This is a genomic window from Sporosarcina sp. resist, from assembly GCF_014302295.1.
Classification (GTDB): Bacteria; Bacillota; Bacilli; order Bacillales_A; family Planococcaceae; genus Sporosarcina; species Sporosarcina psychrophila.
The window spans coordinates 644,795-668,089 of sequence record NZ_CP060287.1; the positions used below are offsets into that span (position 1 = coordinate 644,795).

Consider the following 23,295-nt stretch of genomic DNA (forward strand, 5'->3'; position numbering starts at 1 on the left):
ATGAGGCAATTTAAAGATAACTTGTTACGTGGACTTTTATGGTTCTCGGCTTTCTTATCGGTTGCTGTCCTCGTTATGATTGTGGGGTTCATCTTTTATAAAGGATTTCGTTTAATCAGCTTCGATTTCATCTTTGGCGATTATTCACCAACTGGAGGCGGCGGTATTTGGCCAATGATTGTAACAACGGTCTACACAATTGTTATTTCATTGATCATCGCAACACCCATTGGGATATTAGCGGCCGTTTACTTGCAAGAATACGCGAAACAAGGGCGTTTGGTAAGAATCATACGTTTTGCAACAGAAAGTTTGACAGGAATCCCCTCGATTATTTACGGTTTGTTTGGGGCAGTATTCTTTGTAACAACCTTAAAGTTAGGTATGTCCATTATTGCTGCTTCATTAACATTAACGATTATTGTTTTGCCTGTCATCATCCGAACAACAGAAGAAGCATTGAAAACAGTACCGGCTTCCTATCGTGAAGGTTCGTTAGCACTTGGGACAACGAAGCTACAAACCTTATATAAGGTGATTTTACCTAATGCCATGCCGGGGATTTTATCGGGTATCATCCTCTCTGTTGGACGAATTGTTGGCGAGTCAGCTGCTATTTTCTTAACAGCCGGAACTGTTGCTGCCATGCCAAATGGAATCTTTTCATCGGCTCGAACGTTAACGGTTCATTCCTATTTAGTCACACAAGAATCGGGAGACATTGAACTTGCTGCAGCAGTGGGGATCGTCTTAATCGTTCTCATTTTGATCATCAACCTTTCAGCAACCTACATATCAAAAAAGTTAAACAAAGGAACCAACAAATAAGGAGTGCTTATCAATGAGTACAGCAGTAATGGAACCAGCAATCACACAAAATCAAGTAGGAAAGGTATTTGCGCATATGGAGCAACATAAAGTAGGTACATCGAAAATTAATGTAACGGATTTGAATTTATTCTATGGTGAGAAACAAGCGCTGTTCGGCGTCGATCTTGCTATTCGTGCAAATGAGGTTACTGCTTTAATCGGTCCTTCAGGTTGTGGCAAATCCACTTTTTTACGAACATTAAACCGAATGAATGATTTAATTGATGGTGTGAAAATTACAGGTGAAGTTGTCATTGATCATGAAAAAATTTATAATTCAAGTGATGTAATTAAATTACGCACAAAAGTGGGAATGGTATTTCAAAAACCAAATTTATTCCCAATGAGCATTTACGATAATGTTGCCTATGGTCCAAAGGGGCAAGGCATAAAAAATAAAAAAGAATTAAATCGAATTGTGGAAGAAAGTTTACGCGGAGCCGCGATTTGGGAAGAGGTAAAAGACCGTCTTAAAACATCAGCACTAGGTTTGTCTGGTGGTCAGCAACAACGTGTTTGCATTGCACGTGCCATTGCGATGAAACCAGATGTTATATTAATGGATGAGCCTACTTCCGCACTAGATCCAATTTCTACGTTAAAAGTCGAAGAACTAATCACGAAATTGAAAAAAGATTATACGATTGTTATTGTTACTCATAACATGCAACAAGCTGCACGAATCTCTGATAAAACAGCATTTTTCTTAAATGGAGAAGTTGTTGAATACGATGATACAGATAATATTTTCTCTACGCCAAAAGATCAAAGAACCGAAGATTATGTCACAGGTCGATTCGGATAACAGGGGGTAACAAAGGATCATGCGTGAAAACTTCGAGAAAAATTTAGAGGAATTAAAAAGTAAAATCACCGAAATGGGTGAACTATCAATTATTGCCTTAGAAAAATCAGTTAAAGCCTTGAAAATACAAGATGTTGAAATTGCTATAAAAACCATGGAGGGAGATACAGCAATAGATAAACTTGAAGTGGAAATTAACCAGTTTGCAATCTGGATTATGGCAAAAGAAGCGCCTATTTCAAGGGATTTACGCGAAATTATTGGTGTACTTAAAATTTCGTCTGAAATTGAACGGATTGCGGATTTTGCCGTAAATATTGCAAAATCAACCATTAAGATTGGTCAAACAACATCTTTACTGGAAATCACACATGTAGAAAAGATGAAAGACATATCAATTGAAATGCTCCGAAAAGCACTCCAATCTTTTTTAGAGGAAAATATGGTACTTGCTAAAGAAGTTGGCGACTTAGAGGATGAAGTGGATCAATGCAGTCGTGAAAACTATAAAAAACTGACTACGTATCTAAGTGAACATCCAGAAGAAACAAATCAGCTTGTCCAATTATTATTTGTAAATCGTTATCTTGAAAGAACAGCAGACCATATCACAAATATCGCTGAAAGCGCAGCATATTTGATTAAAGGTCAAATATATGATTTCAATTCATAAAATAAAACCGGAGGAGAAAAATGAAAAATTTTCTCCTCCGTTTTTATTTAAGGTAGCTCGTAATAAAAATTAAGAGTATTCTATACATAATAAAAAAATAGGGGAGGAAACTAGTATGACAAAGAGAAACAAGGAGTTGTCACTAGAACAACGTGAAGAATTACTCGAAATATTGAAAGCTCGTTTTGAGAAAAACATGAATCGCCATAAAGAACTTGAATGGAGTAAAGTCCAAGCGAAGTTGGAAGCGAATACTGAAAAACTATGGTCGCTTAATGAGATGGAAATAACCGGTGGTGAACCGGATGTTGTTGGTCATGATAAAAAGTCGGGCGAATATATTTTTTATGACTGTTCAATAGAAAGCCCTAAAGGCCGTAGAAGTGTTTGTTACGACCTAGAAGCGTTGGAGTCAAGAAAAAAGCATAAACCAGAAAATAATGCTCTTGATATGGCTTCCGACATGGGCATTGAGCTTTTAACGGAAGAACAATACCGGGAGTTGCAGGAACTTGGAAAGTTCGATATGAAAACATCGAGTTGGGTGCAAACACCTGCCAATATTAGAAAACTCGGAGGGGCTATCTTTTGTGATTGGCGCTACGACACTGTCTTTGTGTATCACAATGGAGCAGAATCCTACTATGCTGCCAGGGGGTTCCGTGGCTCGCTGAGGGTCTAAATTTTGCACCCACTAAGCTTATAGACGATGAGATAGAGTGAGGGGTGCCAGGTTCTTATTGATTTGTGAATTGTTTTAGAACCTGGTACCTGTCACAATGGTTTATTAAAAAATTACTTTTTCATGGATATTTAGTGCTTGTTGTAGTGAACTTAGTTGTTCATCGTTTAAAGGAATCATAGGTAAGCGGACACCACCGACAGGGATTCCTTTTAAATTCAAAGCTGCTTTTACAGGTGATGGATTTGGAGCAGCAAAAAGTGCTTTCATTATAGGTAGTAGTCTACGATGATCCTTAGCGGCCTCTTGAATATTGCCGCTTTTGAAATGTTCAACCATCGTTTGCATTTCATTTCCTATAACATGGGATGCTACAGAAATAACACCTGTTCCACCAATTGATAACACTGGAATTGTTAAACCATCATCACCGCTATACAATGAAAAATCTTCAGGTGTATGAGTAATAATTTCGACCATCGCATCTAAATCACCGCTTGCCTCTTTAATAGAAACGATATTAGGTATTTTTGAAAGGCGAATGACTGTTTCAGCAGATATGTTGACAACACTGCGTCCGGGAACATTATAAAGTATAATCGGTAAAGATGTGACCTCCGAAATTGTCTTAAAGTGTTGATATAATCCTTCTTGAGATGGGTTGTTATAGTATGGCGCAACGAGCATAATACCATCGACACCTACATCTTCTGCAAGTATTGTTAGTTCAATTGATCCTTTTGTGTTGTTCGAGCCTGTACCAGCAATCACCGGAACTCTGCCATTCACAACGTCCACTGTAAACTTGAATAATTTGACCTTTTCTTCTTCTGTTAACGTCGGAGACTCTCCTGTTGTACCAGATACCACTAAGCCATCTGTTCCATTAGCAATTAAATAATTAATTAAGTTTTTTGTAGCTTGAAAATCAATTTCACCATTTTCATCAAAAGGAGTCACCATAGCAGTTAATACTTGTCCGAAATTCATTATTTCTCCACATCCTATAATTTATTTTAAAAAAATAGAGGAAGAAGGGCAGTTAGTGAATGAACGCAAAAAAGCAACAACAAGGGCTCGTTGTTGCAGTAGAAATAATAAATTATTTCTTTGCATAAGATAGCCCTCCATATAGTTTCCTATATGACAATTCTGTGTTTATTCAACACAGAACCAGCTTCAAGAAAATGAGATTCTCTCCACTTCGGCAAATTCCCCTTTCCACAAATGTCACAGGATCTCATCATCCTCCACGTGTGTACTGATGGTCTTTGCGCCTCTATCCTTACTTCAAAATTTTTGAAATAAGTGAATTTCTAATTAGACAAACCTTACCTCTATTCTAACGCAATTGCAAGGGAAAGGTGCCGAGTTCTAGAAAGGTTCTGAATTTAATGGGGACTTGATATTCTTTTAAATGTTATTTCGTCTGTTGATGACCCATTTATTTGAATAAAGTACTAGTGAGAAGGGCTTGATGACCTTCATTTTCACTGGACTATTTCCGGCACTCTTGCACGTTGTATAATGTGCTTCTTGCTTACTTTTAAGAAAGACTATGCATCTAATCATGTGATGCCTAATAGAAAGTGACACTTCTTTACTATTAAAATAGAGAAAATCATAAAGAAAGTTTCAGCCGCCAAAATTATATCTTTGGCGGATTATATTCAGATAAGAAGTCCCACTATTCTTTCGTCCCAAAAAGCAGTTGTACATGTAGCGCCTGTATTACTCTACGGAGCGTTTGTTGCCAGAATGGTTAATACACACTAAGATGAATGTATCAGGAAGTGAATCGATGGATTGTGGCTAAGAATAGAAAGACAATAGTGGATCAGTTAATAAACAAGGGTTGAGAATAAATGTATAAAGGTGATGCTTGTTATGAAGGTTGAAATTGAAAATGAAATTATAGAATTTAATGTTCAGTATGGAAATAGGAAGAAGCTAGCCATTCAGATAGATTCGTTTGGTTTCATAACAGTTAAAGCTCCAAATGACACAAGTAAAGAAATGATTGTCAGTGCCATTGAGAGCAAAGGGAAAAGGATACTAGAGAAAATACATGAAATTGAAGTAGCTCGAGAAGCCCCTAAGGCAAGAGAGTATCACGCTCAAGGGAAGTTTTTATACCTTGGGAAAGACCGTTTTCTTCATGAGTTAATAGATAGTAGTGAGTTAAATGAAGAGGTACTTAAAAGAAATCTCAAGAAGTTCTATATCGCCAGCTGTAGGACGATTATAGAAGAACGGATAAAAATATATCAAAAACAACTAAAAGTAAAGCCTAAAATCATCGAAATAGTAGAGTCTAAAGCCAAGTGGGGTAGTTGTAGTTCGGATAAAAAGCTAACTTTTAATTATCGTCTAGCTATGGCTCCGGTTGAAGTCATCGATTATGTGATAATCCATGAACTTTGTCATATACTTCATATGAATCATGATCGCTCATTTTGGAGACGTGTCGGAAGTATTATGCCGGATTATAAAGAGAAGGAAGAGTATTTGGCGAGGCATGGGTATTCAATGTCACTTTAATAAACACGTCCACATTTAGAGAAAATGTGGACGTGTTTTTATGTTCAAAAGCTGATACTCTCTTGCCTCCTGAGTGTATCTTTGGGGGCGTTTTATTATAAGATTCATGTATTGCAATAGGTACTAGGTTAAAAACAATTCCCAATTGTTTTTAACCTAGTACCTTTTTTGTGTCCAGTATTCGACTCAATAACAAATCACTTAATCCTCTCGGTACTCAAATTATTATTAATTGATTTGATGTTTGGCATGTTATTAATAATGTGAAACGAAAATGCATTCTAGAAAGAAGTGTTTTTTGTGTGGTAACGAGTAATTGAATACGAATGTAATTGATTCCAATACGGGTTTTAATTAAATTATTTCTTTCAGGATTTGTAAGGTGAGAAAAGCCTGAATTAATAAGGGGTGAATAACATATTTTTTCAGTAATCAGACTATAACACATTTAATAATAATAAGGTATTCATTATTTTTATATAAACGAAAAGTGAACTTGTTGAACGTTTTGTGACGTAATTACTAGCCTTTCGGTGAAGAATTGATGAAGTTTTGATGAAGTTCACTTTAGGTAATTGTTTTTAGTATTTCATTATAATAAGATGAAAATATGTTGTGAGAGTAACCGACTAATATGTTTTTTTATTATGCTACTAAAGCTTATAGAGTAAAAGAAAGGGGTACCTTCATGAGAATGAAATGGACTTTTTTAGGTTTGGTTATCAGTATTATCGCAGTGTTAGCTGGCTGTGAACCAGTAATGGTTATGGATCCAAAAGGGCCGCAAGCTGAAACGATTTCTAATGTTATTTGGATTTCGATTGCTACCATGGCGTTGGTTGTGGTCGTGGTTTTCGGTATGTTGGCATACATCGTAATAAAATATCGTGCGTCGAAACAGAGTGCAGATTATGAGCCCCCACATATCGAAGGTAATCCGGTGGTTGAAGCGATTATTGTTGGTATTCCGGTTCTGATTATCATTTTCCTTTCAATCATCACTGTCAAATCCACTTATGAAGTTGAGGCGACACCAAAGGGTTATGAAGGTCAAAAGCCATTGGTTGTTTATGCATCTTCCTCTGACTGGAAATGGCATTTCAGTTATCCGGAAGAAAATATCGAAACTGTTAACTATTTGTATATCCCAACAGATCGACCGTTGGAATTTAGACTTTACTCATACGGACCCATCACGAGTTTTTGGATTCCACAACTTGGCGGACAAAAATATGCAATGTCGGACATGGTGACCACGTTACATTTGGCAGCTAGCGTTCCGGGAGAATACATGGGGAGAAATGCAAACTTTAGCGGTAAAGGGTTCGCTGAGAATATATTCCATGTGGAAGCGATGCCTGAATCGGAATTCGATAAATGGGTAGAAGAAGTGAAAGCGACTGCGGATACTCTTACTGAGGAGAGATTTGAAGAGTTATTAGAACCGGGTCATCTTGGCCAATTAACGTTTAATAAAACTCACTTGGAATTCTCACCGGCTCCAGAAGGGGAGCATGGGGGACATCAACATGGATCAAGTAATTCCGATGATAAAGCAAAAAAAGACGAATCTGCCGATGTTGATGGTGGATCAGACATGGGACATACGGAACATCAACATTAAAATTTCCAAACAAATCACTTTGCATATAGAGTCTAATTTTTGAGAGGAGTCATAGAAGTATGGAGTACTTTGATCGTTTTGCGATTCCACATCCAAGTCCTGCGATTTACGCATCAATGGTTGCCATTGGCCTAACCATGATTGCGATTCTCTTCGGATTAACATATTTTAAAAAATGGGGTTATTTATGGCGTGAATGGCTGACAACCGTAGACCATAAGAAAATCGGTATTATGTACCTAATTGCTGCTTTGATAATGCTATTCCGTGGTGGAGTAGACGCAATTATGATGCGGGCACAAACTGCTGTACCTGACAACAAGCTGCTAGATGCTCAGCATTACAATGAAGTTTTCACCACACATGGAGTTGTTATGATCATTTTCATGGCTATGCCATTTATCTATGCATTAATGAACTTCGTTGTTCCATTGCAAATTGGAGCGCGCGATGTAGCATTCCCTCGTTTGAATGCACTTAGTTTCTGGTTGTTCTTTATGGGGGCGATGTTATTCAATATTTCATTCGTAGTTGGTGGCTCTCCTGATGCCGGCTGGACTTCGTATTTCCCACTTGCAGGGAATGACTTCAGTCAATCTGTAGGAACCAATTATTACATGCTGGCGATTCAGATTGCCGGTATTGGTACATTAATATCAGGCATTAACTTCACGACTACGATACTCAAAATGAGAGTACCTGGAATGAAATTGATGAAAATGCCAATGTTCACATGGACTGCTTTAATCACGAATGCAATTGTCGTTTTCGCATTTCCTGTACTGACAATTGCGCTTCTATTGGGAACGATGGATCGGCTATTCGGCACAAATATCTTTACGATGACAAATGGCGGGATGGATATGCTCTGGGCGAACCTGTTCTGGATTTGGGGACATCCGGAAGTTTACATTCTGATTTTGCCGGCATTCGGTATTTATAGTGAGATCATTTCTACTTTTTCCCGTCGTAACCTTTATGGGTATAAATCAATGGTTGCATCGATCGTAATCATTTCGTTTTTCTCATTCTTGGTTTGGACTCATCATTTCTTTACAATGGGACAAGGTCCACTGACAAACAGTATTTTCTCAATCACGACAATGGCGATTGCCGTTCCGACGGGGATTAAGATATTTAACTGGCTGCTTACGATGCGTAAAGGGAAAATTGAATTTACTGTTCCGATGCTTTATACAATAGGATTCATTCCGATTTTTACAATCGGTGGAGTGACCGGGGTAATGCTTGGTATGGCCAGTGCCGACTATCAATACCATAATACGATGTTCTTGGTTGCGCATTTCCACTACACAATTATTCCTGGTGTTGTCTTCGCGATGATAGCTGGTCTCACGTATTGGTGGCCGAAAATGTTTGGCTTCATGTTAAGTGAAAGAATTGGGAAATGGGCATTTTGGTTTATCGCGATTGGCTTTAACGTAACATTCTTCCCAATGTTCTTCACTGGATTGGATGGACAAGCACGTCGGATGTACACGTACTCTGAAGCATCGGGGTATGGAGCGCTTAATTTACTGTCCTTTGCTGGAGCAATTGTACTGGCGATAGGCTTTGCTTTAATTGTCTATAACATCTATCACAGCATTCGCTATGCATCAAGAAATATCAGTTCAGATCCGTGGGATGCACGTACGTTGGAATGGGCCACTCACAGTCCGGTGCCATCGTATAACTTTGCGAAGACACCTCAAGTTAATTCAATTGAAGCGTTCTGGGATCATAAGAAAAAAGGACAACCATTATTCAAAGATGAAATTGAAAAGATTCATATGCCGAATAACAGCGGTATGCCGTTCATCATGAGTTGTATTTTCTTCGTATGGGGCTTCTCGCTCATATTCAACATGTGGCTTCCTGCAATTCTTGCGACAATTGGAATCTTTGCGTGTTTGGCTTACCGTTCATTCGAGAAAGACCACGGGCATTACATTTCCGTTCAAGAAGTAGAAGACACTGAAAAAGATTGCGAGGTGCGGGCTGATGAAAACAGATAACTCGCTTCCACTTGAATATGGTACAGAACAAAATAAATTGAACATTTTAGGTTTCTGGATTTTCCTTGGAGCCGAAGTAATGCTGTTTGCAACACTTTTCGCAACCTACTTCATTTTAGAGCATCGTACGGGCAACGGACCGTCCGGAGCTGAGATTTTTGAACTCACTCCAGTGCTCTTTGAAACGATTTTACTGTTAACAAGTAGTTTTATGATTGGTCTTGGTGTTCATGCAATGCGTCTAGGTAAAAAAAATGCAATGATGACATTCTTTGCGATTACCTTGCTACTTGGTCTTGCATTCATAGGCGTAGAAATTTATGAGTTTACGCATTATGTCCATGTTGGAGCTGGCCTTCAAACGAGTGCATTCACAGCTATCCTATTAACTACATTAGGGACACATGGAGCTCACGTTACACTTGGTTTCTTTTGGGGATTATTCATCATCCTTCAAGTGAAAAAGCGCGGTTTGACGCCTGAGACAGCCAATAAATCATTTATCTTTTCACTTTACTGGCATTTCTTAGATGTTGTCTGGATCTTTATTTTCAGCTTCATCTACTTGAAAGGAATGATGTAACATGAGCGAATTATTCCCGCGCAAACAAGTAATGGGCTTTATCTTTTCGTTAGTTCTTACTGCAGCTGCACTGACTGTCTATTTCTTAGATTTTTCATTTGCAGTGGGGATGACAATTCTTTTAGTCACAGCATTCGTACAAGCAGCAGTCCAACTCGTTGTCTTTATGCATGCTGGTGAAACTGAAGATAAAAAGGCGATTTATATGAATATCTATTATGCAGTTGCTATAGCGCTTGTTACCATCTTGGGTTCATTACTAATTTTGGCTTGGGATATGTAACAGAATATATCAAAAAGGAGCGCCTAAAATGGCGCTCCTTTATAAAAACACAGAATATGGGTTTGATTTTACATTACCCGCAACTTGGAAGGATTATTCGATTGTAACGGACGAGTGGGAGGGCTTGGCGGTTTCACAGGCTCAAACGGAAGAGGTAATTGAAAATGGTCCAATGAATTCTATTCGACATCCTCAGTGGACTTCGGAAAATCCGCGTCAAGATATACCGATTATGATTTTCACAATAGAGCAATGGGATTCATTACAGCAGGAGAAGTTCCATATAGGGCGGCACCTATCGGACCAAAAGAATTAAATCGTAATGAAAAATATGTTTTTGCAATACCCGCACGTTACGACTTCGCATTTTTAACTGGTTACGAAGAAGTCGAGCAGATTTTAGAAGGTAAACCGTTAGAGATTAGCGAAGAGTGAAGGGTTGATAATATAATGAAAGAATAAAAGGTACCCACCAGCTTTGTGTAGTAGTAAAGAATTATGAAATAATCGATAGTGTAAGATACCTGGTTCTGATACAATTGCGACTTGTGTTAGGACCGGGTATCTTTTTTATTTCATCATATATAGGTGAATTAGCTTTAATAGGTAAAATACTAAATATTGCATCTTTTGATAATTGCTGTATAGTATTCTTTAGAATGCTTGGAGGTCATATTTTTGGTACTTTACTTTTGAGATATATCATCTATCTAATAAATAACTATAAATTAGGAGCTGATATATTATGATATACAAGAACACACTCGATGGTATTTCTTCTGATATGTTAAAGGGCTTTTTTGTAGATTGGCCAAAGCCACCAAATCCGCAAACTCACTTACTACTGTTAAAGAAAAGCAGTGAAGTGATTATTGCTATTGATGATCAAACTAATCAAGTAGTTGGATTTATTACAGCGATAAGTGATGGAGTTCTATCTGCCTACATTCCATTTCTTGAGGTTTTACCGGAATACAAAAATAAAGGTATAGGTAAGGAATTAGTAGATCGGATGCTAAAAGAACTCGATGGCATCTATATGATTGACCTATGCTGTGATGACGATTTAATTCCTTATTATGATAAGTTCGGTATGACGCAGACAAATGGTATGGTTTTTAGGAATTATAAAATGCAATCTGGAAGTTTGAAAATATAAGCCAATAACGCTTGGGAATTTGTCCAATCTCAACGGAATTGTTAAAAGATGCACCACTACACCTTATTTTCATTGTTCACTACTGCGAGCATGTTGCCTGGTTGGAGTTACCCCAAAGTAAATTTGAACAGCCCAGATACCTGGTAATAATCCCATTTGGGTTTATTACCAGGTATTTTTCATTATCCCAAAGTAGAGCGCTATAATTGCATCTAATGAGGATTTAAAATACATGCATAGTAAATAAAGTTAGTAAAAGTGAATCGGAAAAGGCTTGGGGTGCGTCAGTAGGATGAAGGTAGGTGAGGTTGTGACGGAAATTGAAGAAATTATTGCCGAACATGGTGATTATTTATTGCGTGTCGCCTATTTGTACGTGAAAAATAATGCAACCGCTGAGGATATTGTACAAGACGTGTTCATTGCCTTCTATGAGAAACAGGATCAGTACAGGGGGGAGGCATCGCTGAGGACCTACTTGGTGAAAATGACGGTTAATCGCAGCCATGATTATTTACGAAGTTGGAAGAACAAGCGAACCATGCTGTTTGAAAAAATTAAAGGGAGAGGCACTACTCATACGCCTGAACGTGCAATAATTGAGAAAGTGGAAAAGCAGGAATTAGTGGATGCCTTGTTTACATTATCAATCACCTATCGTGAAGTGCTCATTCTTTATTATTTTCAGGAGATGACGACGGTAGAAATCGCGGAATTATTGGAGCGTCCGGAAGCTACGGTAAGAACTAGATTACAGCGTGCGCGAAAGCAACTGGGAAATCGGATAATTGATTATGAATGGGAGGAACTAGGCCGTGAATCAATTTAAGGAAGATTTAAATCGTGAGCTTCAGTCTGTGTCATTGTCCAAAGAGAAGAAGCAGCTAATTGCAACGAAGGCAAAAGCAAAATTACACAACCACAAGAGACGCATCAACTTACAATATCGATTTGTGCTCGCGATTTTCACGATATTCGCAATAGGCTTCAGTTATTTACTATGGCAACAGGAGGGACCTGCAAGTAAGGCGCAAGGTGCAGCACCGATTGAACCTATAACGACTACGACTTGGTCAATGCTTACTAATGATTTTTCAAAAGCGGTACTCTACATAAGCTTCTTTATTATTCTGCGGGACTTGTTAAAGAGACGCTTGCAAAAAAGTGGAAAAGGCTTACCGATTTGTGTGGAATGTGGTGAAGAATGGTCCTATCGAGAGGCCTTGAAACAAAGCATGAAAAACACAAAAATGACATGTCCTTACTGTGGTCAAATACAGTACCGAACGAAAAAATCAAGATTAAAAGGTGGTATGTTAAATATATTTATACCTTTTATGATTATCGCCCCTCAGCTATTTGATAATATATTGCTAGGTATTGTTGTGCATGTCTCATGTGCTGCGTATATCATGTTTAGCCTAGGTCCATATTATTTGGAACTCCAGAAGAAAGATCCTATCAATGATCCTTTATGGTGATAAATTACTGTCACCAGGACAATTCAGCTGCAAATTCGGGTTTTGAAGTGTCAGCGTACCGGAACAATTGCAAACGCCCAATTTGACCAAGTCCATTGCAGCGTCAAGATTGTCTTCAGCCAGGTTGGTGGTGCAAATGAAGTTTGCATAAGTGCTAGGAACATTTAGGGATGGAATTCCTTTCAGATATAGGATGTGTAAATATTAAGTTGAGTAATACTAGCAACCTGTAAAGGTTCTATCTGCTTCATCATTTTCACTTATTTTTCTAGTTTTTTTAATGCTAACTGTACCATATGAGTTTATTGGTAATTAAAAGATCGGAAAAAACATGATTTAAAGCACCTAGTTCTAAAATATGCTGAATTACTTTAGTACCAAGCGCCTTTCATTATCTATAAAAGTTGCAAGTGAAAATCTTTTGTAGTTTCATATAATTATAAAGCATACGGGCGTGTCTTCCTTTTTTAGTATATGGATCTATTTTAGATCGTAGCCGATTAAGAAATTCGCGGTCACATTCACATGGGTTTCTATCCCTGCGATAACAATCATCATGTGCTTTACAAGCTGCATCTAAATCATTAATAGGTGCGCCGGGCCCATTACAGCCAGGTCCACACCAATTATAGCCTGGTAGAATACAAAAACGAAATCTTCCATTTCTCCTCCGTGACAATATAAAAACCTCCTCTGATGGCTAAGTCACTACTTACTATAGATTATTCATTGGTACGAAATAATGTATAAGCTGTTACCTACGGACTTCGCAATTATTTTATCAAAAGAGGAAAGAATGATTGAGGTATAATGAAGACATCCCTAAACTTTAATAATCAAACATTGACAACGGGTTTCAATTCAACCAGCATAATGTCGAAGTATATTGAACATATGAATATATATATAAAACTGAGCGAAGGCGCCTAAGAGGGTGGATCGAAGCGGGTTTGAAGGGAATCATTATGACCTTTATGATTTTGGAGATTATTTGCTGCTTTTTTTCTCCATGTTGCTAGTGATTACTTCATCTATATAAAAAGGTTATAGAACCTGCATATTAAACTTTCGAAAGGATGTCTTTATTTTGATTACAGTAATACTGCTTTTTTTATTTGCGGGTCTAGCGGAAATCGGTGGAGGTTATCTTATTTGGCAGTGGTTAAGAGAGGGTAAACCGGCTTACTTGGGTCTTATAGGCGGGCTTGTTTTAGCGATGTACGGAGTGATTGCCACTTTCCAGCACTTCCCGACTTTTGGCAGGGTGTATGCTGCTTATGGCGGGGTATTCATTGTGCTATCTGTACTTTGGGGATGGGGCGTCGATAAAAAGATGCCGGATACATACGATTGGATTGGTGCTGCAATTTGTATAGTTGGTGTATCCGTTATGTTATGGGCGCCTAGAAGTTAATGTATAGCGAATAGCACCTGGTATCCAAATGGTTATGAAATGTTTGGATGCCAGGTGCTTTTTATTGAGGAGGAAGAAATAGCAATTTATTTGTTGGTATTATTAATTTATGATTAAGCCCAGAACACCCGTGACTTCAGTCTCGGGAGATTCATTCAGGCTCTACATGGACATGAACATCGTATACACCATGATCATTTATCAAGACTTTTTCAACATGGCTGGCTATATCATGAGAGTCTTTAATATTTAACGAGGAATCAACTAAAATTACAATATCTATTACTTCATTATTTCCGTAATACCTCCCTTTAATTGTTTCTATACCTAGAACTCCATCCACTTTTTTGACTATATCCTGATAGAGTTTAATTTTATCTACATCAAATCCATCCGAAAGTTCATGTGAAGCTAGTTTGAAGATATCCCAAGCCGTTTTACATATTAATAGTCCAACAGTAATGGCAGTTAGCGTATCCAACCATGGCATATTTAATTGTGAACCAAATATACCTATAGCCGTTCCCATACTTACCCAGGCATCTGAAATGTTATCTTTTGCAGCGGCCATAACCGCTTTGCTATTAATTTTTTCGGCTAGTTTTTTGTTGTAACGGTAGACAAAATACATAACTATTGAAGAAAAAACACCTACATAAGCGGCGCCAATATGAGGGGTCTCTTTGCCTCCTTGAAACATGGAGGTAATTGCCTCATTCAATACTTGAATACCAACTGCTAGCATAATGAATGAAGCGACCATTGAGGCAATTGTTTCACTTTTCCAATGACCGTAACCATGATCCTTGTCAGGTGGTTTTTGTGAAAGTCTTAGTCCGATAAGGACAGCAATTGATGCGACAATATCAGTTGTATTGTTTAGTCCGTCTGCCCTCAATGCGGCAGAGTCACTCATATATCCAACAACCAACTTTATGATAGAAAGAAAAACATAAGCAATAATGCTAATGATTGCTCCACGTTCTCCTAACTTAAGGTTATTATACTTTTGATTCTCCATTTTTTTGCCCCCCTATCGAATTCAAAACATGATTCATAAATTGAGCATAACTAGGAGAATTCTTTCCCTTACGCAACAAAAACCCTCGACTGATTCCAGTCGAGGGTTTTGGGTTTTGAAATATAATTTTGAGTTAAATCCAAGTTGGGGCACAGTTATCACTCACTAAGTTTAGACGTATATATATAGTAGCAGATGAAGGTAATTATAGCTCGATATTAACCTGTAAGAAAAGTCGGTTGTCTTCAGCTAAATAAGGTGAGGTATTTAGAAATGGAGCCTCTGTGGGTACGATTTACATTGAAAGGCTGAAGCGGTTATTGCATCAGGCAAATGAACCTATCATACCCACCCACTCTCGTAGAGTTCAAACATTGTGTCCGTTGGATAAGCAGGTATAAATGGAAGACTGTCGATGTAGGTATTATATGTGGACTATTCAAGAGATGAGGAATACTAGATGACAAGGCAAAGAGTATTTTAGAAGGAATCGGAATTGGACTTTTTAATACAGCAAAAAAATGGATCAAACTATAAAACAGCAATCCAATCGCTCAACTGCATAGTAGCATTATAATGTTTTAGTTCATTTGAGAAATATGTTTAATTTATCTATCTTCTGATAATTTTATGCAAAATGCCTATCAGTAATCTTGCGAATGGTGTGGTAATTGGAAGTAAAATGAAAGCATATATTGTACCCCAAATCAATGTACCTTCAACGTTTATCGTTTTCATGCCACCTCTAACGATAGTTTCGCCAAAAATTGCGCCTATCGTTCCGCTATATAAAGCTACAAGAAATGCACTTAGAAGGCTTAAGAGCCAAAGTTTTTTGTTGGAGATTTCGTTTTTATTGTGAAAATATCCTCCTAACACTGAAAAGGTAGTTGCGAAAGGAATTATCACTGAGAAATATAACCAACTTTCACCCCTGAATAAAGTTATGCCACCAGCCAACGTTTGTCCTATTAGCATAAATAACAATGCAGTAACGAATGAAAATAGAACACCGAAAATAAGACCTTTTAACGAAGAAATGTTTTTCAAAATCTAATCACCACCTAATACATAATATGAGATATAGCGAATTAATCATTTGGATTGTTTACATTACTATTATATCAGAAAATATAAACATAATAAAAATCATCCCTAAAGCAACAACGCTTAAGGAAACAGATAATTCGAGAAAATCTATTTGTTGAGAATGGTATAATGGAAATATAATCAAATGAATAAAGATCCTATGTTCTTTCTATTATTTCCTTAAGTATATGTATTCTTTTAGGTGTCTGGCTTATTTCAATATATTTGAAATTCGAAACCACTTATGAATTAGAAGAACCACTCTGATATGGGTTAATCTCACCGAATGGATAGTAACATCATTATATTTGATTAGCAAAGTGGAGAATATGGACGGAAGTATATTGAGTCTAATGAGTGACCGACCAATTGCGAGAAACAGCCATCACCAATTTCTACAATATCAATATAAATTCATAATGTTGTCTTACTCCCATGAAAATAAAAAAACGCTAATTATTGATAATAGTGCATAACAAAAAACTACTGAGCCTTGAGAAGGGTAATGTTGAATTGAAAGGTACATTAACAATCAGCTCCATCCTCCAGAAAATATAGGCAATGCCGGTGCAAAAACTAGTGTGGGATTAATCTCCCGAAAGCGCTTTACGTATCGTGGTCGTTGGAGTCAGGCTAACGGGTTGCTTTAGTGAAGATTAGGCTGCCTTTAATTACAGCTCTTTCTAATTGAGTAATGGAGTATCAATTAGGGGGATGTCAACCTATTGTGAATGGTGTATACAAAGTCGTTCAGCGATTGAATGGATGTTTTTCAGTTAGATCTTATGGAGCTATTCCAGTTTCTTATGTAACTAAGGGACAAGTTAGTGAAATGAAGAATATGGATTATTATGGTGGTGTGAGTTGAGAAGCAGCTGTCAATGTGAAGGTGGTTCTTCAGGCTATTATTGGTTCAATATTAATTAGTGTATCTTATATAGCTTGTATGAAGTTAGTTGGTTATTTTAAAACGAACGCTTATAAACCAGATATTATTGTTGCGTGGGACAAAGTAGAAATACTTCAAAAATGAAGTTGTGTTTTGTAAGATTATTTCATTTGTTTTTGCTTTGTTGTCTTTTGTGGGATCATAATTATTTCATGAGGAAAAATGTTCAAATAACAGGACAAATTATGGAGGGGTAAAAATGACAAGGTTTATTGACGATTTAGCTGGAGCTATCTATGATTTCTTTAAGTTTATTTTTACGAGTACTTGTTATCTAATTGCTGGAATGTTAATTGTCGGAGTCCCACTTTATCTAATTGCTTTAGTATTTAATATGCTGCAATAACGGTGGGCTTTGGTGAAGATATAGCTGCCTTTCATAGTAGCTTTATATTTTTGAGTAATGGAGTTAAATACTTCCGAGAAATGGCGTTATGTTAACCTGATGCGTGTGGACTATGCAAGCCCCTTCAATGATTGTAACGAATACGTCCAATTCATAAATGAAACAGAACGCTATATTTTGGAGGGAGATAGGGGTATGAGGATACTATTTACTATTAGCATTTTTATTTCTGGATTAATTACTGCTTTTGCGTTTTTCTTTGCACATAGATTAACTGTTCCATTTGACCCCACAAATGATTTATTAGGTGGTGGTAATGGTAATGCAGCTCTGTTTTTTGTTATGGCTCCAGGTCCAGTTATTTTCTATTTCTATTTTTCATTGATTTTTGTATTCGAGAAACTTCATAAAATCCTTTCGTTAACAAAGCAGAAATGGTTCAAGTATAGTTACTTAATTGTTTTCATTATTATTGGGGTGATTACTTTTTATAGAGCAACAATATACCGGAATTATATTAATACAAATCACCCATATATGGAGGTAGGATTGCTTAGTCAATTTTCGAACAATATTTTCTTTAATATATGGACATTTGTAGCATTGTTATCTTTTATAGGGTTTATATCTTTTTGGACCAAGAAAAAATGAATAACAAGGGAAGTGATTGGAAATTAGCCTAATCGAAAAAGGCTCGAATAGTTTTATCCCGCATTAACGGGTAGTAAGACCCCCACTTCAAGTATTCAAGGACACAAGAAGAATAAGTGGGGGATCAACTGCCCGTAAAAGCCCGAATGGTTAAACTAACAATCAGTGGGGGATGAAGAACCCCCCTCTGATTGAAGATTAACTTTATTAACCGTGCAACTATTGTTCAACTAACTGTACAGGGTCGTACAATAAGAAAGTAATAATAAAAGGGGAGAACAGATTGAAAAAATTAATACTGTTTTTATCTCTACTTGGTTTTCTGTTAGTTACTTCGGGTTGTTTGAATGAAATGGTTGGGCAAAAAATAACTGTACAGAAACGAACTGGTGAAGAAAATGTTTTTGAAGACATCAAAGAAGTCACTAAAAAAAATCAGGTAAAAAAAGCGATAGATATAGTTGGAAATGCTGATTTTGAAAATGAAAAGGTAGCAATGGCACACTATGCTGACTACCAATTTCAATTTCCTTCTAAGAATCGCTACGGCAGCGAAGACAAAATAGCGTCTTATTTACTATGGATTAGCTCAAATGGTGAAAATCTAGAGATAGTTAACGATAGCGATAAGTATGTGAAATTAACAAAGCAAGATTCAGCAGACCTTTATGAAATTTTAATAGGAGAAGAATTAGTAAAATAATTCCCTATCTTCGTATACTCTTCAATTAACGAGTGCGTTTGTGAAGTGGGTTATGTTTACCTTAAGCACATGGGATAAGGGAGATCGTTCAGCAATCGAATGGCTGTTAACAGGTAGAATCTCATGGAGAGACTTCTAATAGACAACAATATAAGAATAGAGGTTATTATACATGGACATATATATTGAAAAATTACAGGATACAGATGCTGAAGGTTTGTATAAGTTTGAACTTGATAACAGAGCATTTTTCGAAGAAATGGTACCTACTCGTGGAAATGACTATTATAACCTTGAGGTTTTTAAAAAAAGACACGAAGATTTACTTGAAGAACAAGTTCAAGGAGGTTCATATTTTTATTTAATTAAAGATAAAGATAATTCAATTCTAGGAAGAATAAATGTCGTGGATATTGATAAATCTCAAAAAACGGGTCATCTCGGTTATAGGGTGGGGCAAGCACATACTGGAAAAAGTATTGCCACTAAAGCATTGAAGTTATTAGTAGAAACAGTAACTGACATAGACATAAAACAAATTAAAGCGAAAACAACAACTAACAATATAGCTTCTCAAAAAGTTTTAGAGAAAAATGGATTTGAGAGAACAGCTACTGATAGCGGAGAATTCGAAATGAATGGCCAGAGGTTAAACTTTGTTTATTACATTTTGACTATTAAATTTAAGTCTTATTTAACTTCCATGAAATAAAAAACTCTAATTAATGATAATAATGTATAACAATAAAGCTAAGCCTAGAGAACGATAATATTGAATGTATAGGTAAATTAAGCAACAGCTTCATCCTTCATATAATATAGGTAAGTCTGTTCCAGTAACTAAAGTAGGATTAATATTCCATAAGTGGCTACCCATATTGGGTGCAATAGTCTGTGATGCACCATAATCGTTGGTGTTAGACTAACGGATGGGGGCTCTATGGCAACATAGTTGATTGTCCTTCTTCATCAGTCGTAGTATCCAATATCCGTTCTGCATACATTTTTATCCTCTGCGCTGTAACGCTGATTTTGCGCTACATGTATGTCGAACGCTCCTTTTAGTTTAATTATAATTTTTTCAGAAAAGTGAAAGTATCGGTTATTGCACCGATGCTTTTTTAGTCGTTTCAATAAGCGTTTTTATTAATGTTTTTTCTCTAATGTCCCCCCCAAAAGAGAAGCCATTATCGGTTGAGTAGTTCTTTATTTCCAAAAAGTGCATCTTTTTTTGATTGAAAACTCTCTAATAGTCAGGACGGTGAAAAAAATGACGGTTAATGACAAGAAAGTAATAAAAGCGATTGGAGGAGATCAACAAGCGTTGTTGTTTTTGCTTCAACAAGAAAAAGAGAAAATTTATCGTACTGCATTTAGTTATGTTCGAAATAAGGCGGATGCTTTAGACGTTTTCCAGCAAACTGTGCTATCGGCAATTGAGTCTATTCATCAGTTAAGGGAGCCAAAGTATTTTTCGACATGGCTGATGAAAATTTGTATCAATGTATCACTTGGTGTACTTCAAAAACAAAAGAAAGTGGTTTTGATGGACGATCTGAAATTTCAATCCCTTTCCGCGGAGATGGCAACATCTGATGAAAAAATGGACTTACTTGATGCCATTTATAGATTAAATGACAAATATAAGACAGTCCTTATTTTGAGATATTATGAAGATTTAACTTTTGAGCAAATAGCAGAGATACTTGGCGAACCAATCGGTACAGTCAAATCGAATGGCAAGAGAGCGTTAGCGAAACTCAAACCGATATTAAAAGGAGTGTATATAGATGACCGAGCAAAACCGCTTTAAAGAAGTGATAAATGAAATTCCTGTTCCTTCTGAAGAGTTAGATGCTATTTTGATAGATGCTTTTAAACAGGAGAAAAAGATAATAAAATTCCCCTTCAAACGAATGGTTAAATATACTGCAGTTGTAGGGATTCTGTCTATTTGTACGATTTCCTCTGCTTATGTGTCACCTGCATTTGCTAACTTTGTTACGCAAATTCCAGTCATTGGTCATGCATTCGACTATTTCATCTTACAAGAAGACTATTATCAAGCGTATGAGGAAATCAGTACAGATATTGGTTTAGTTGAAAAAAGTAATGGCGTCGAACTAATTATTGAGAAAGCATTTTATGATGGGAATACGGTGACGCTTTCGTATGTACTGCGAACAGAAGAGGATTTAGGTTCATTTCCAACTTTCGAAAATCTGCCCACTAATATAAGTAATGCTGGCTATGAAGGAGAGTATGTCGATGGAGTCGGCTATGTCGGCATGATGACCTTATCAATGCTGGAGGACGCTAAGGAGACGGTAAATGTTATTTGGAAACCAAAATCGATTTCTTCAGATCAAAAGACAATAAAAGGGGATTGGCAGTTTGCATTTTCTTTAAATGCGCTAAAGGGATCACATATTTCGATTAATGAACAAGTAAGTAAAGAAGGTATTACAGTCGAATTAATTGACGCAATCAAAACAGATGTCAATTTAACAGTAAACTATTTACAAAATGTCAAACCATCCGTTCATAACAACTGGATGTACGTTGAAGCAGAGTTACATGCAATTGATAATTTAGGTAACGAATATAAAGTGCCTTATACTGGCGGAACAGGAACAAAAGGTGGAGATTCCAGTGAAGATATCACATGGAATGCAACGATTCATGGTCTTGCCCAAGAAGCAACATCCATTACATTTTATCCATTCGCACATGTAAGCAATAGTCAAAGCGATAATAAACGTATTGATTTCGAACCGATTATTGTGGAATTAGAGTAGCTATCAGGTGATTTACTCAACAGTGCTGTTCTCAAACGTTTAAACTTGGGCGTACACTTATGCTTCTTAACCCAGTCGATTAACTGTAATAGAAATACTGTCTTAGTAGAAAATGTTCGAATTCCCTTTCCTTTTGGAATCATTATATACCGAGTAATTGAATATTTATGAATGTCCATACTGCATGCATGCTCAATGATTAATAGCTGATCGACCTTCCTCTCCCAGGCGTAGTATCCAATACCCGTTCTGCACATATTTTCATTCTCTGTTGTGTGGCGCTAATTTTGCACTACTTATATGGTTAACTGTCCAAGGTTTGATACCTGTACTGTAAATTAGAGTCTATAGTAAGGAAAAACGCCTTCCATTTATGTATAACCATTCGAAGTGGTTACACGGAAGACGTTCCCAAAAAACATATGGTTATCCTATCAGACTATCGCTTAATTAAAAAACTTGAGAAAGGCGTTTTCAGTTCCGCTGCAAGAACAAGGCACTTGTTCTTGCAGCGGAACTTTCTTTAAATAGTTATATTGGTGTTCGTCTAGCGGAAATGTTTGAATTCATACATGTTGATGGAGTTGAAGTTGCGGTTGTACGTTTGTTGAGCGTTCTTAATATCGAAAACAGGCTGTTGATTGGCCTTATAGTTTAGAGTATCGGTCATGTCGGCGAATGCTTGGTATATAATGATGCTGTTTGATTTGATTCTGGCAGATTAACGGGAGTCTTATTCGGTCTTTTCAAAGATTCCATTTAGCGGAGCTGATTTAATTGTTGCAATAATGTCCGTTTATATTGGAATTATTTTGATGATTGGTATCTTCTGGTTGTATACGGAATTATTTATAAGAATCCCGTTAGATAGCGAAAAGTACCAGCGAACTTGCACGGAAGTTATCTAATTGTTAGAATTAATTATCCATACTTTTATTGGAAATGAATTTATTGCTTCCTCTTTTATATGGAATTAATATTATGGGAGCCGCTGCCAATAACATATACTTATTTCTAAATTTGTTATTTGTCTATTTAATAGACGCAAATTATGATAGGAGTGTATAAATGATGGAATTAAAGACAGAACGGTTAAGATTAATACCCTTAAATGCAGTAAACTTAAAATTACTAATTGATAATCAGAAGGCAATGGAATTAAAGTTATCACTAAGTCATTCAGATGAAATTCTTAGTGAGGAACTTAGGCAAGCCATGGAATATAGACTTACAAAGGTAGTAAATGATAAGCAAAATTATTTGTGGAATACAAATTGGTTAATTGTTTCTGATGATAATAATTGTGTAATTGGCGGCATGATGCTAAAGGGCTTACCAAATGCAAATGGTGAAGTAATAATCGGCTATTACACATTGCCTAACTATCAAGGTAATGGCTATATGACGGAAACGATTATTAGAACGAAAAGTTGGCTGTTAAGTCAGCCTAATGTTCGGTATATAATTGCAGATACCGAAAAAGACAATAATGCTTCTCATAGAGTATTAGAAAAGACGGGTGCAGAAATGTATAAAGAAACGGAAGAATTATATTATTGGAGAATTTTTTAGATAATTCCTCAGTAGGAGAGAACCAGCATTTTA

At 36.7% G+C, this 23,295-nt stretch carries 26 protein-coding genes and 1 riboswitch; of the genes, 22 read left to right on the top strand and 4 right to left on the bottom strand.

Features of this window, described 5'->3' with window-relative positions; genetic code table 11:
- From pstA to H7992_RS03155, 4 genes are all read left to right on the top strand, one after another.
- The gene (gene pstA / locus H7992_RS03140) at positions 1–828 is read left to right on the top strand and encodes a phosphate ABC transporter permease PstA (protein ID WP_067205651.1); all 828 of its coding nucleotides are present in this window, start codon (positions 1–3) and stop codon (positions 826–828) included.
- A 76-nt stretch (positions 829–904) separates the two neighbouring features.
- Positions 905–1,675: a phosphate ABC transporter ATP-binding protein PstB gene (pstB, locus tag H7992_RS03145; RefSeq protein WP_067213825.1), complete on the top strand. Its 771-nt coding sequence runs from the start codon at positions 905–907 to the stop codon at positions 1,673–1,675.
- Between the two features lie 19 nt (positions 1,676–1,694).
- On the top strand, positions 1,695–2,348 hold the full coding sequence (gene phoU / locus H7992_RS03150; protein ID WP_187046613.1) for a phosphate signaling complex protein PhoU: 654 nt from the start codon (positions 1,695–1,697) through the stop codon (positions 2,346–2,348).
- 115 nt (positions 2,349–2,463) lie between these two features.
- A complete protein-coding gene (locus tag H7992_RS03155; protein ID WP_187046614.1) occupies positions 2,464–3,030 on the top strand; it encodes a DUF4256 domain-containing protein in 567 nt (188 codons plus the stop codon).
- Positions 3,031–3,135: 105 nt separating this feature from the next.
- Here H7992_RS03155 and dapA read toward each other — a convergent pair whose 3' ends face one another.
- A complete protein-coding gene (gene dapA / locus H7992_RS03160) occupies positions 3,136–4,020 on the bottom strand; it encodes a 4-hydroxy-tetrahydrodipicolinate synthase (protein WP_187046615.1) in 885 nt (294 codons plus the stop codon).
- A gap of 122 nt (positions 4,021–4,142) precedes the next feature.
- Positions 4,143–4,320, bottom strand: a riboswitch (Lysine riboswitch).
- A gap of 597 nt (positions 4,321–4,917) precedes the next feature.
- Between dapA and H7992_RS03165 the strand changes: the two genes are divergently transcribed.
- From H7992_RS03165 to H7992_RS03205, 9 genes are all read left to right on the top strand, one after another.
- Complete coding sequence (locus tag H7992_RS03165; protein WP_187046616.1) at positions 4,918–5,571, top strand: M48 family metallopeptidase; 654 nt, start codon at positions 4,918–4,920, stop codon at positions 5,569–5,571.
- Positions 5,572–6,259: 688 nt separating this feature from the next.
- Entirely contained in the window at positions 6,260–7,195 is a 936-nt protein-coding gene (gene qoxA / locus H7992_RS03170; RefSeq protein ID WP_187046617.1) for a cytochrome aa3 quinol oxidase subunit II, read from the top strand.
- 59 nt (positions 7,196–7,254) lie between these two features.
- Positions 7,255–9,213 (top strand): cytochrome aa3 quinol oxidase subunit I, encoded by a 1,959-nt coding sequence (gene qoxB / locus H7992_RS03175; RefSeq protein WP_067205667.1) that lies wholly within the window; start codon positions 7,255–7,257, stop codon positions 9,211–9,213.
- Positions 9,200–9,796 carry a cytochrome aa3 quinol oxidase subunit III gene (gene qoxC, locus H7992_RS03180; RefSeq protein WP_067205669.1) on the top strand — a complete coding sequence of 199 codons (597 nt, stop codon included), beginning with the start codon at positions 9,200–9,202 and terminating at the stop codon, positions 9,794–9,796. The genes qoxB and qoxC overlap by 14 nt, the downstream gene beginning before the upstream one ends.
- 1 nt (position 9,797) lies before the next feature.
- A complete protein-coding gene (qoxD, locus tag H7992_RS03185) occupies positions 9,798–10,079 on the top strand; it encodes a cytochrome aa3 quinol oxidase subunit IV (RefSeq protein ID WP_067205671.1) in 282 nt (93 codons plus the stop codon).
- 28 nt (positions 10,080–10,107) lie between these two features.
- Complete coding sequence (locus tag H7992_RS03190; RefSeq protein WP_187046618.1) at positions 10,108–10,395, top strand: hypothetical protein; 288 nt, start codon at positions 10,108–10,110, stop codon at positions 10,393–10,395.
- A 429-nt stretch (positions 10,396–10,824) separates the two neighbouring features.
- Positions 10,825–11,238, top strand: coding sequence for a GNAT family N-acetyltransferase (locus H7992_RS03195; RefSeq protein WP_187046619.1), 414 nt, complete (start codon positions 10,825–10,827; stop codon positions 11,236–11,238).
- Positions 11,239–11,530: 292 nt separating this feature from the next.
- Positions 11,531–12,067, top strand: a complete 537-nt coding sequence (locus H7992_RS03200; protein ID WP_187046620.1) for a sigma-70 family RNA polymerase sigma factor — start codon at positions 11,531–11,533, stop codon at positions 12,065–12,067.
- Positions 12,054–12,719, top strand: coding sequence for a TIGR04104 family putative zinc finger protein (locus tag H7992_RS03205; protein WP_067205679.1), 666 nt, complete (start codon positions 12,054–12,056; stop codon positions 12,717–12,719). The genes H7992_RS03200 and H7992_RS03205 overlap by 14 nt, the downstream gene beginning before the upstream one ends.
- 391 nt (positions 12,720–13,110) lie before the next feature.
- On the opposite strand, the gene H7992_RS24485 is transcribed toward H7992_RS03205, so the two are convergent.
- Positions 13,111–13,398 carry a phospholipase gene (locus tag H7992_RS24485; RefSeq protein WP_370569956.1) on the bottom strand — a complete coding sequence of 96 codons (288 nt, stop codon included), beginning with the start codon at positions 13,396–13,398 and terminating at the stop codon, positions 13,111–13,113.
- A gap of 408 nt (positions 13,399–13,806) precedes the next feature.
- Between H7992_RS24485 and H7992_RS03210 the strand changes: the two genes are divergently transcribed.
- On the top strand, positions 13,807–14,133 hold the full coding sequence (locus H7992_RS03210) for a YnfA family protein (protein WP_067205681.1): 327 nt from the start codon (positions 13,807–13,809) through the stop codon (positions 14,131–14,133).
- A gap of 151 nt (positions 14,134–14,284) precedes the next feature.
- On the opposite strand, the gene H7992_RS03215 is transcribed toward H7992_RS03210, so the two are convergent.
- Positions 14,285–15,154 (bottom strand): cation diffusion facilitator family transporter, encoded by an 870-nt coding sequence (locus H7992_RS03215; protein ID WP_187046621.1) that lies wholly within the window; start codon positions 15,152–15,154, stop codon positions 14,285–14,287.
- A 612-nt stretch (positions 15,155–15,766) separates the two neighbouring features.
- Positions 15,767–16,204 (bottom strand): hypothetical protein, encoded by a 438-nt coding sequence (locus tag H7992_RS03220; protein WP_187046622.1) that lies wholly within the window; start codon positions 16,202–16,204, stop codon positions 15,767–15,769.
- Between the two features lie 766 nt (positions 16,205–16,970).
- On the opposite strand from H7992_RS03220, the gene H7992_RS03225 reads away from it, so the two are divergent.
- From H7992_RS03225 to H7992_RS03260, 8 genes are all read left to right on the top strand, one after another.
- Positions 16,971–17,111, top strand: a complete 141-nt coding sequence (locus H7992_RS03225; protein WP_187046623.1) for a hypothetical protein — start codon at positions 16,971–16,973, stop codon at positions 17,109–17,111.
- A gap of 280 nt (positions 17,112–17,391) precedes the next feature.
- The gene (locus tag H7992_RS03230; protein ID WP_187046624.1) at positions 17,392–17,538 is read left to right on the top strand and encodes a hypothetical protein; all 147 of its coding nucleotides are present in this window, start codon (positions 17,392–17,394) and stop codon (positions 17,536–17,538) included.
- Between the two features lie 195 nt (positions 17,539–17,733).
- Positions 17,734–18,189 (top strand): hypothetical protein, encoded by a 456-nt coding sequence (locus H7992_RS03235; RefSeq protein ID WP_187046625.1) that lies wholly within the window; start codon positions 17,734–17,736, stop codon positions 18,187–18,189.
- Between the two features lie 283 nt (positions 18,190–18,472).
- Positions 18,473–18,892: a hypothetical protein gene (locus H7992_RS03240; RefSeq protein ID WP_187046626.1), complete on the top strand. Its 420-nt coding sequence runs from the start codon at positions 18,473–18,475 to the stop codon at positions 18,890–18,892.
- A gap of 172 nt (positions 18,893–19,064) precedes the next feature.
- Positions 19,065–19,604, top strand: a complete 540-nt coding sequence (locus tag H7992_RS03245; protein WP_187046627.1) for a GNAT family N-acetyltransferase — start codon at positions 19,065–19,067, stop codon at positions 19,602–19,604.
- 558 nt (positions 19,605–20,162) lie between these two features.
- Positions 20,163–20,705 (top strand): sigma-70 family RNA polymerase sigma factor, encoded by a 543-nt coding sequence (locus H7992_RS03250; RefSeq protein ID WP_187046628.1) that lies wholly within the window; start codon positions 20,163–20,165, stop codon positions 20,703–20,705.
- Positions 20,683–21,690, top strand: coding sequence for a DUF4179 domain-containing protein (locus H7992_RS03255; protein WP_187046629.1), 1,008 nt, complete (start codon positions 20,683–20,685; stop codon positions 21,688–21,690). The genes H7992_RS03250 and H7992_RS03255 overlap by 23 nt, the downstream gene beginning before the upstream one ends.
- Before the next feature lie 1,068 nt (positions 21,691–22,758).
- Positions 22,759–23,262 carry a GNAT family N-acetyltransferase gene (locus tag H7992_RS03260; protein ID WP_067205703.1) on the top strand — a complete coding sequence of 168 codons (504 nt, stop codon included), beginning with the start codon at positions 22,759–22,761 and terminating at the stop codon, positions 23,260–23,262.
- The last annotated feature ends 33 nt before the right edge of the window (positions 23,263–23,295 follow it).